The sequence below is a fragment of the Methylopila sp. Yamaguchi genome (genome assembly GCF_002897035.1).
Classification (GTDB): domain Bacteria; phylum Pseudomonadota; class Alphaproteobacteria; order Rhizobiales; family Methylopilaceae; genus Methylopila.
Genome location: NZ_BAUX01000017.1, coordinates 85,328 through 94,176 on the forward strand (window position 1 = coordinate 85,328; position 8,849 = coordinate 94,176).

General features: G+C 71.9%; 10 protein-coding genes and 1 pseudogene. 3 read left to right on the top strand and 8 right to left on the bottom strand.

Annotated features, from left to right (window positions below; translation table 11 throughout):
* The first annotated feature begins 57 nt into the window (after window positions 1–57).
* Window positions 58–306: a hypothetical protein gene (locus tag METY_RS17565; RefSeq protein ID WP_103122682.1), complete on the top strand. Its 249-nt coding sequence runs from the start codon at window positions 58–60 to the stop codon at window positions 304–306.
* 21 nt (window positions 307–327) lie between these two features.
* Window positions 328–729 carry a F0F1 ATP synthase subunit epsilon gene (locus METY_RS17570; protein WP_103122683.1) on the top strand — a complete coding sequence of 134 codons (402 nt, stop codon included), beginning with the start codon at window positions 328–330 and terminating at the stop codon, window positions 727–729.
* 255 nt (window positions 730–984) lie between these two features.
* On the opposite strand, the gene METY_RS17575 is transcribed toward METY_RS17570, so the two are convergent.
* A complete protein-coding gene (locus METY_RS17575; protein ID WP_103122684.1) occupies window positions 985–2,409 on the bottom strand; it encodes a pyridoxal phosphate-dependent decarboxylase family protein in 1,425 nt (474 codons plus the stop codon).
* A gap of 37 nt (window positions 2,410–2,446) precedes the next feature.
* Window positions 2,447–3,778 carry a hemolysin family protein gene (locus tag METY_RS17580; RefSeq protein ID WP_103122685.1) on the bottom strand — a complete coding sequence of 444 codons (1,332 nt, stop codon included), beginning with the start codon at window positions 3,776–3,778 and terminating at the stop codon, window positions 2,447–2,449.
* Between the two features lie 166 nt (window positions 3,779–3,944).
* Here METY_RS17580 and hisE point away from each other — a divergent pair, with 166 nt between their 5' ends.
* Window positions 3,945–4,295 carry a phosphoribosyl-ATP diphosphatase gene (hisE, locus tag METY_RS17585; protein ID WP_103122686.1) on the top strand — a complete coding sequence of 117 codons (351 nt, stop codon included), beginning with the start codon at window positions 3,945–3,947 and terminating at the stop codon, window positions 4,293–4,295.
* 4 nt (window positions 4,296–4,299) lie between these two features.
* On the opposite strand, the gene METY_RS17590 is transcribed toward hisE, so the two are convergent.
* From METY_RS17590 to METY_RS21315, 6 genes and pseudogenes are all read right to left on the bottom strand, one after another.
* Window positions 4,300–5,202, bottom strand: coding sequence for a TonB family protein (locus tag METY_RS17590; protein ID WP_103122687.1), 903 nt, complete (start codon window positions 5,200–5,202; stop codon window positions 4,300–4,302).
* Window positions 5,189–5,626 (bottom strand): TonB system transport protein ExbD, encoded by a 438-nt coding sequence (gene exbD / locus METY_RS17595; RefSeq protein WP_103122688.1) that lies wholly within the window; start codon window positions 5,624–5,626, stop codon window positions 5,189–5,191. The genes METY_RS17590 and exbD overlap by 14 nt, the downstream gene beginning before the upstream one ends.
* Before the next feature lie 6 nt (window positions 5,627–5,632).
* Window positions 5,633–6,574, bottom strand: a complete 942-nt coding sequence (gene exbB / locus METY_RS17600; protein ID WP_103122689.1) for a tonB-system energizer ExbB — start codon at window positions 6,572–6,574, stop codon at window positions 5,633–5,635.
* Complete coding sequence (locus METY_RS17605) at window positions 6,571–7,002, bottom strand: hypothetical protein (RefSeq protein WP_103122690.1); 432 nt, start codon at window positions 7,000–7,002, stop codon at window positions 6,571–6,573. Before METY_RS17605 ends, exbB begins: the two co-directional genes overlap by 4 nt.
* 283 nt (window positions 7,003–7,285) lie before the next feature.
* Window positions 7,286–7,984 carry a flagellar type III secretion system pore protein FliP gene (gene fliP, locus METY_RS17610; RefSeq protein WP_444849101.1) on the bottom strand — a complete coding sequence of 233 codons (699 nt, stop codon included), beginning with the start codon at window positions 7,982–7,984 and terminating at the stop codon, window positions 7,286–7,288.
* A gap of 97 nt (window positions 7,985–8,081) precedes the next feature.
* A pseudogene (locus METY_RS21315) lies at window positions 8,082–8,849 on the bottom strand (hypothetical protein); the annotation flags it as partial.

The window sequence follows — 8,849 nt, forward strand, 5'->3', positions numbered from 1 at the left end:
TCGGACCCTATAACGACGGCGACGCGCGCGTGGCGCAGCGCTCCGGGGTAGAGTTCGATGAACAGCAAGGTACTATTTCTCCTGATCGGTCTCGCAGTCGGCGGTCTCGCCGGCTGGTTGACCCGGCCCCAGGCGGCCGAGGTCAGCTTCCTCGGCCTCAAGGTCGAGGTGCAGGGCGATCAGGCCGCCGCGCCGGGCGACAAGACGCTCACCACCGGCCAGGCGCAGCATGTGGGCGTGTGCGCCCTGATCGGCGCGCTTCTCGGGTTCGGCGTCGGCTTCATGGCCGACCGTCGCCGAGGGTGACGGACGAGAGAGAACGTAACAATGGACAGCTTCCCCTTCGAGCTCGTGTCGCCTGAGAAGCTGCTGGTCTCGGAAGAGGTCCAGCATGTGGTCGTGCCGGGCTCCGAAGGCGAGTTCGGCGTGATGGCGCACCACGCGCCGTTCATGACCACGCTGAAGCCGGGCGTCGTGAAGGTCTACAAGACCGAAGGCGGCGAGCCGGAGAAGCTGTTCGTCAAGGGCGGCTTCGCCGACGTCAACGCCAAGGGTCTGACGATCCTCGCGGACGAGGCGACCCCGCTGGCCGAGATGGGCGTCGACCGCATCGACGAACTGATCAGGGACGCCGAGGAAGACCTCGAGGACGCCTCCACCGACGACGACAAGCTAAAGGCGGAGCTGCGGCTCGTGCGCCTGCGGGAGACCAAGGCGGTCTACTTCTGAGAGCGTCGCATTGACCTGAGATCGGACGGCCGGGCTTAGTCCCGGCCGTTTTCGTTTCGCGGGGCGACGCCGGCGTCCATCACGAGGTCGGCCGTGTCCGGGCCTTGAGCCGCGACCCAGAAGCGCCGAGCCTCGACATGAGGCGCCGCGCGATGGGCAACCCCTCACGAGCCGGAGAGGGCGTCTGGTCCTGGCTCAAGGCCGCGACACGCGCTCGATCCGCCTGCACGAAACTGCCGCGTTGGAGGGCGCGCCTCACATCCCCGCTATCATTCGCGCGTGGGCGTCCAGCCTGGCGATGGTTTCAACGATGTCGGCTTCGGTCGCCTCTGGATGAAGCGCGCAGATCCGGAGCGCGGGCCGTCCATTGACGCGGGTGGCGCCCACCGCAGCGAAGCCCTCGGCGAGCAGAAGGTCGGCCGCCCCTCTCATGGCCTTCTCTGCGGCGGCGGGCGGCAGCCCCTCGGGAGCGTAGCGAAAGGTGACGACGCCGAGCTGCGCCGGGGTCGCGATCTCCCAGCCAGGCGTAGCGCGCGCCGCCCGTTCGGCCGCCTCGGCCAGCCGGAACCCATGCTCGATCGCGGCGCCGACCGCCTCGAGTCCCATGACCTGCAGCGTCAGCCAGAGCTTGAGCGCTCGCGCCGGCCGCGTCAGCTCCGGCCCGAGGTCCCAGAAGTCGGGTCCGTCGGATCCGGCGTCGTCGAGATAGGCCGCCTCCACGCCGAAGCTCGCGGCGAGCCGGGAGGGATCGCGCGCCAGCAGCATCCCCGTCCCATACGTCTGGAACAGCCACTTGTGCGCGTCCCAGGCCACGCTGTCGGCGCGCTCGATGCCCGCCAGCAGCCCGCGCTTGGCGGGGCTCAGCGCGATCGACGCGCCGTAGGCGCCGTCGACATGGAGCCAGAGGTCGTCGCACGCGGCGATCTCGGCGAGGGCGGACAGGGGATCGACCGCGCCGACGTTGGTGGAGCCCGCGGTCGCGACCAGCAGGAAGGGCCTGAGCCCCGCCGCGCGATCGGCGGCGATCTGTGCCGCGAGCGCGTGCGGGTCCATCCGGAGCGCCGCGTCGACCGGCGTCACGCGGATCTGGCGATCGAGCAGGCCGGCGATGCGGAGCGCGCGCGCGACCGAGACGTGGGATTCCGTCGAGACATAGGCCACGCCGTCGCCGCGCGCCTGAGGCGCAAGCTTGGCGTCGCGGGCCGCGACGACGGCGGCGAGGTTCGCCATGGAGCCGCCGGAGACGAACAACCCGCCGGCGCCTTCGGGAAGGCCCAGAGCCTGGGCGAGCCATCGGATCAGCGCGCGTTCCACCGCGGCGGGGCCTTCGGCCTGCCGGCTCGCGCCGAGATGGGGGTTGTGCGCCGAGGTCAGCGCGTCGGCGAGCCAGGCGACGGGCGAGACCGGGCTCGGCACGAAGGCGAAGAAGCGGGGGTGGTCGGTGCGGGCGCGGGCCGCGAGCACGACGTTCCGCAGCTCGTCGGCGACCTCCCCGAGCGGGCGGCCGGCGGCCGGGACCCCGCCCGTGACGAGCCGCTCCAGCGCCTCGAGGGAGCCGGCGCTTGCGACCGGCTCCGACGCGCGGCCGGCCGCGCGGGCGAGAACGTCGGCGACGACGCCGTTGAAGGCCGCCGACAGCGTGCGGGGGTCCAGGCGGAATGGGGAAGGGCGGTCGAACATCACACCGGCCCCTTCAAGGCCTCACGGGCGCGCGGGATCAGATCCCGGCGCCGGCGGGCGCGGCTCCGGCTTCGGTCTGGCGGGCGCGGAACATCAGCTTGTCGACGCGGGGTCCGTCCATGTCGACCACTTCGATCGTCCAGGCGCCGATGTCGATGGTGTCGCCCTCGACCGGAATGCGGCCGAGCTCGGCGATCACGAGGCCGGCGGCCGTGTGGAACTCGCCCTGGCTGTCCGCGGGGATGTTGAAGGCGAAGGTGTCCATCACCGAGTCGAGCGAGGCGCGACCGTCGACCATGTAGGTGCCGTCCTCGCGGCGGCGGATGTCCTTGTCCTCGGCGGTCTCGTGCTCCTCGGGCAGCACGCCCGCGATCGCCCCGAGCACGTCGTGCGACGTGACGATGCCCTCGAAGCCGCCGAACTCGTCCACCACGAAGGCGGTCGACGAAGGCTGCGTCTTGAACAGCTCGAGCAGGCTGAGCGCGGAGGCGCCCTCGGGCACGTAGAGCGGGTTGCGCACCTCGGAGGCGACCTCGAACGCGCCGCCCGCGAGCAGCTTCGACAGCACGTCCTTCTTGTGCAGGATGCCGACGGGGTCGTCGATCGAGCCGTCCTTGCCCACCACGAGGCGGGAGAACGGGCTCTCGGACAGCTCTTTCTTGATGGTTTCGAGATCGTCCGACAGGTCCACCCAGAACACGTCGCGGCGGGGCGTCATGATCGAGCGCACGGGGCGGTCGGCGAGGCCGAGCACGCCTTCGATCATGCGCTTCTCCACCGGCTCGATCGAACCCGCGGCGACGCCCTCGGCGATCACGCTGCGGACCTCCTCCTCGGTCACGTTGCTGCCGTCCTGCTCCTTCACGCCGAGCAACCTGAGCACGAGGCTCGAGCTCGCGCCGAGCGCTATGACGAAGGGCTTGCCGACGAGCGCCAGGATGCGGAGCGGCCCGGAGCAGATCGCGGCGATGGATTCCGGGTCTGCGAGCGCGATGCGCTTGGGCACCAGCTCGCCGAAGATCAGAGAGGCGTAGCCGATGCCGAACACCACGAGGCCGGTCGCGATGGGCCGCGCGTAGGTGTCGAGCGGGGTCGCGGCCTCCAGGAAGACGGCGAGCGGGTCTGCGAGCGCGGCCTCGCCGACCACGCCGGTGAGGATCGCGATCAGCGTGATGCCGATCTGGACGGAGGAGAGGAAACTGCCGGGATCCTCGGAGAGGATCAGCGCCCGCGCCGCGCCGGCGCTTCCCTGGTCGGCCATCATCTTCAGGCGGGGACGCCGGGCGGACACAACCGCGAGTTCCGACATTGCGAAGAAGCCGTTCAGGAGGACGAGGCCCACGAGAACGACGATTTCAAGGATTGGCATGAAGGGTCCGGGCGCTTGGCGGACGAGGCGTCCGTCTGTCGGCGCGGAGTATAGAGCGTCGGGGCCCCGCCGTCATGAGCAGGGAGGCCGCGGCGTGATCGCGCCGGGGCCGCCGACGCGATCGTGACCGCTTCACACCCGTGCGGGTTCCGGCGATGATTCTGGCATGCCTGATTCGATCGCCCGCCTTCACGCCGCAGTCTGCGCCGTCCGCGACGGCCGCGACGCCGGCACGCGCACGGGAAAGCTCTACCGCGAAGGCGTCCCGAAGATGGCGAAGAAGGTCGTCGAGGAGGCGGCCGAGGTCGCGATCGAGGCCGCCGCCGGGCAGCGGGAGGCGGTGGTGCGCGAGAGCGCCGACCTGCTCTACAACCTCGTGGTGCTCTGGACCGCGGTCGGCGTGGACCCCGAGGACGTCTACGCCGAGATGGACCGCCGCGAGCGGCTCTACGGCATCGCCCAGAAGGTGCCGAAGGACGCGCTCCGCCCCCGGCCGAAACGCGCCTCCCGCGGCTGATCGGTCAGCGGACCGAGAACGAGACTGGGATCGTGAAGCGCTTTGACGCGCCGGGCATGTCGGCCGGCATCGGCGGGAAGTTGGCGCGCCGCACCATCGCCTGAAGCTCCGCGTCCAGCAGCTGGTGGCCGGCGCTCGAGGTGACGGAAGCGCTCACGACCGAGCCGCTGCGGTTCAGCGTGAACGTCACCTGCCCGCGACCCGCGACTTTCTGCGCGATCAGGCTCGGCGGGTAGCGCTTCGAGGCCGCGAGCAGCGCGGCCACCTGACGCGCGTAGCTCGAGGCTGCGGCGCTCGCAGCGGCGCCGCTGGTGCTCGCCACGCCGCGCGCGCCGCCCGCGGTCTGCGGCGGCGGCGCGGCCGGCGGTTTGCGGGCCTCCCGCACCGGCCGTTCGACGGGCTCCGGCTTCTTCTTCGCCGGGGCGGGCTTGCGGACCACCTTCGGCTCGGGCCTCTCCTCCCGCGCGGTCACCGTCTCCTCCGGCGGCAGCGCGACCGCCGGCGTCACGTCCGGCCGGGTCTCCGCGAGCTCCTGCGGCTCGGTCAGCTCCTGAACAGGTTCGGGCTCGTCCTCGGCGGTGACGGCCTCGGGATCGGGAGGCGTGGTCGTCTCCTCCGCGGTCATCTCCGGAAGCTCTTCGGTCTCCTGCGCCTCGTTGACCGTCTCCGGCGTCTCGGAGTCGGTCATCTGGGCGGCGACCTCAGGATTGGTCGCGCCGGCGGGCGGCGGAACCAGATCCATCTCGATCGCGGGCGGGGCCTGGAAGCCCGCGGGCGGCTCCGCGTCGCGCAGAAGCAGGCCCGCGGCGGCGTGGACCGCGAGCACGGCGACGCCCGCGAGAGCCCAGCGCGCGACGCCCGGCCGGTCGTACGCGGCCGTGAGCGTCAGCGCCTCAGCGCCCGCCATCGCCCCCGACGCTTTCCAGCGCGACCAGGGCGATCTTGAGGTAGCCCGCCTTGCGCATGTCGTTCATGACGTTGGTCAATTCGCCATAGGGGACGGTCTTGTCGGCGCGGAGGAACACGCGCTGCTCATGGTCGCCGTTGGTCGCGCGCGCCAGAGCGTCGCCGAGCGCGCCCGGCGGCACGGTCTCGTTGCCGATCGCGAGCGAAAGGTCCGACTTCACGGTGAGATAGACCGGCTTGTCCGGTCGGGGCTGCGGCTTGGCCGTCGAGGCCGGGAGGTCGACGCCGACGTCGACGGTCGCGAGCGGCGCGGCCACCATGAAGATGATCAGCAGCACCAGCATCACGTCGATGAACGGCGTGACGTTGATCTCGCTGTTTTCGGCGAGATCGTCGCCGGAGCCGTGGTCGAGCTTCGCGGCCATGAGGCGCTACTCCGCCGCCGCCCGCAGGCGGGAGTGGATCGCCGCGCGGTCGAGATCGCGGCTCAAGAGCCGCATCACGGCGGCGGAGGCGTCCGCGAGCAGCGCGCGGTGGGCGGAGATCGCGCGGGCGAAGACGTTGTAGATCATCACCGCCGGGATCGCCGCCACGAGGCCGATCGCGGTCGCGAGCAGCGCCTCGGCGATGCCGGGCGCGACGACCGCGAGGTTCGTGGTCTGCGCGTTCGAGATGCCGATGAACGAGTTCATGATGCCCCACACCGTGCCGAACAGGCCGACGAAGGGCGCGGTGGAGCCGATGGTCGCGAGCACGCCGGTGCCGATCGCGAGCCTCCGGCCGGCCTGGGCCTCGAGCCGGGAGAGATGCGACGCGACGCGCTCCTTGACGCCGTCGGGCGTGAGGGCGTCGGCGGAATGGGCGAGCTCCGCGTCGGCGGCCGCCACGAACGAGGCGACCGAGCCGCGCCGGTTGTCGAGCGCGCGGCGCGCGTCCTCCAGCGAGCGGGCGTTCGCCAGCGCCTCGAGGCCGCTCTTCACGCGCCGTCCGGCCGCGAAGACCTCGAGCGACTTCGCGAGCCACACCGTCCAAGTGACCACCGAGGCGAAGGCGAGGCCGATCATGACGCCCTTCACCACCCAGTCGGCGGCGAGGAACATGCCGATCGGCGACAGATCATGCGGGATGGTCGAAGGGTTCACCGCCGACGTCCCGGGGGGAACGCCCTGTCCGGGGGCCGCGGCCTCGGTCGCGGGCGCGGCTGGGCGCGGCGCGGGCGTGGGCTGGCCGGGATCGACGGCCTGAACCTCGTCGGCGGGGGGCAGCGTCTGGGTCTGGGTCTGGGTCGGCTGCGCCTGCTGCGCGAAGGCTGCGGCCGGAGCGAGCGCCGCCGTCAGGGCGAGCGCCGCGACGAGCGCGGTCAGGCCTCTCACTTGCCGAACTCCACGTCCTTGACCTTGGAGGAGGTCGCGATCAGGCCGAGGCAGTCCGCCTCTCCGCTGCAGGCGGTGACGTCGTTCAGCAGCACGCGCCCGACGGCGTCGCAGCCCAGATCGGTCGCCTCGAACAGCTTTACGCTGGTCTTCGTCGCGCGCAGCGGACCGGCCTCCACCGCGAGGCGGCGGGCGATCACGCCCTGCTTGTCAAAGAACACGAGATCGAGCTTGAGGCTGTCCAGCGCCTTCTCGGCCTCGTTCTTGATCACCAGGGAGACGCGACAGGCCGTCTCGCGCGGCTCGAGCCGGTTGAGCTCGACCGACACTGTGGGCGCGGCGGCGGCGGGGAGCGCGACGCCGAGGGTCGCCGCGACGCCCACGACCGTCCGAAGGGACGCGGCGCGCCCAAAATCGATCAGCGACAACGTCTGACCTCCCCAAGATGCTTAATGACTGCGACGTCTGGCGGAATAAGCCGAGCGCGCGGCCACTTCAAGACAGGCCGCATCAATTGATAACTGTTCCAATTTCAGGGAAAGGCCGGCCATTCGACTTATGTCGTCGACGATCGCGCTCCTGAGGGCGGACTCATCGGGATACCGTGCACTCGGCCGGCCGGTACACGCCTTGGCGACGAAGCGCCCTGTTAAACTGGCCGCGTCTTCGGGGACATCGCGTTGGACGTCCCTCTTGGCCGCCGGACTGACGCTAGCCGCCGTAGCTCTGGACCAGACTGCCCGCGACCAGGCTCCAGCCGTCGACCAGCACGAAGAAGATCAACTTGAACGGCAGCGAGACGATCGCTGGCGGCAGCATCATCATGCCCATCGACATGAGCACCGAGGCGACCACGAGGTCGATCACAAGGAAGGGAACGAACAGCAGGAAGCCGATCTCGAAGGCGCGCCGCAATTCCGAGATCATGAAGGCCGGGATCAGCACCCGCAGGGAAACCGCCTCGGGCCCCTCCGGCGCGGGCTCGCGCGACAGGTCCTGGAACAGCCTCAGGTCCTTCTCGCGGACGTGCGCCAGCATGAAGGTGCGGAACGGCGCGACCCCGCGCTGGAAGGCCGTGGCGTCGTCGATCTGGCCGGCGAGGCGCGGCACGACCGCCTGATCGTAGGCGGTCTGGAACGTGGGGGCCATGACGAAAGCGGTGAGGAACAGCGCGAGCGCCGTCACCACCGTGTTGGGGGGCGCGGTCTGCGTGCCGATCGCCGTGCGCAGCAGCGACAGCACGACGACGATGCGGGTGAAGCAGGTCACCATCACCAGGATCGACGGCGCGAGGCTGAGGACCGTGATGAGGGCGACGAGCTGAAGCGCGCGCTCGCTGACGCCGCCGCCCTGGCCGAGATCGAGCGTGATCGCCTGCGCCGCCGCGGGCCCCGCGGCGAGGATCGTCAGCGCAGCGGCGATCGCCCCCGCGCGGCCAAGGCGCCGCGCCGCGGCGGGCGGGATCATCGGCGTCGGCCGTGGAGCGGCACGGGCGTCGCCGCCGGCGTCAGGACTTGGGCTTCGCGCCGAGGTCGCGGCCGAGCAGGCTCGCCATCTCCGCCTCGAGCGCCGCAAGCGGGTCTTCGTCCTTGGCGGGCTTCGACGCGGCCGGGGCGGGCCGCGCGTCCGGCTTCACGGTCAGCGTCGGGGCCTGGCCCATGGCGCCCGGGAACGGCTTCGCCGGCTCGGGCGTCGGGGCCTCGACCACGGCGGCCGCCGCGGGCTTCGGCGCGGGGGTCAGGGTGACCTCCGGCGCGGCGCCGGCGCGGGGCTGGTCGATCTTGGGCTCCGGCGCCTCGCCGCCGGCGGCCTCCTCCTTGGAGGCGCGGGCCGCGAGCCGGGCGGCGATCCGCGCTTCCCGGCCGGAGAGTTCTTCGCCGCCGTTCGGCGTCGCTGCGGCAGGAGCTGGCGCGCTCGCAGGCGCGGGCGCCGCGGCGACGGCCGGCGCGGGCGCCACCGGAGCGGCGACAGGAGTCACGGGACGCTTGAGCGCCGCGGCGAGCCGATCCGCGAGCTCGCTGGACCGGGCTTCGCGCGACGCAGGTCCCGATGCGATCGGCTGCGGCGCTGGGCGAACCGGGGCGGGGGCCACAGGCTGGGGGCCCGCGGGCGCGGGCGCGGCCGGCTGGGGCGCGGCGGGTTGGGGCGCCGCGGACTTGACGGCTACCGGGGTCGGAACCGCCTGCGGCCTGGCCGGCTCGGGGGCGACGGGCTTGGTCGGGGCGACCGGCTCGGACTTCGGAGCGTCGCCCTTCGGGGCATCGGCTGGACGAGC

Bases quoted from the DNA above. Each gene is read 5' to 3' on its own strand.
- METY_RS17565 (WP_103122682.1), top strand. From the start codon at position 58: ATGAACAGCAAGGTACTATTTCTCCTGATCGGTCTCGCAGTCGGCGGT.
- METY_RS17570 (WP_103122683.1), top strand. From the start codon at position 328: ATGGACAGCTTCCCCTTCGAGCTCGTGTCGCCTGAGAAGCTGCTGGTC.
- METY_RS17575 (WP_103122684.1), bottom strand. From the start codon at position 2,409: ATGTTCGACCGCCCTTCCCCATTCCGCCTGGACCCCCGCACGCTGTCG.
- METY_RS17580 (WP_103122685.1), bottom strand. From the start codon at position 3,778: ATGCCAATCCTTGAAATCGTCGTTCTCGTGGGCCTCGTCCTCCTGAAC.
- hisE (WP_103122686.1), top strand. From the start codon at position 3,945: ATGCCTGATTCGATCGCCCGCCTTCACGCCGCAGTCTGCGCCGTCCGC.
- METY_RS17590 (WP_103122687.1), bottom strand. From the start codon at position 5,202: ATGGCGGGCGCTGAGGCGCTGACGCTCACGGCCGCGTACGACCGGCCG.
- exbD (WP_103122688.1), bottom strand. From the start codon at position 5,626: ATGGCCGCGAAGCTCGACCACGGCTCCGGCGACGATCTCGCCGAAAAC.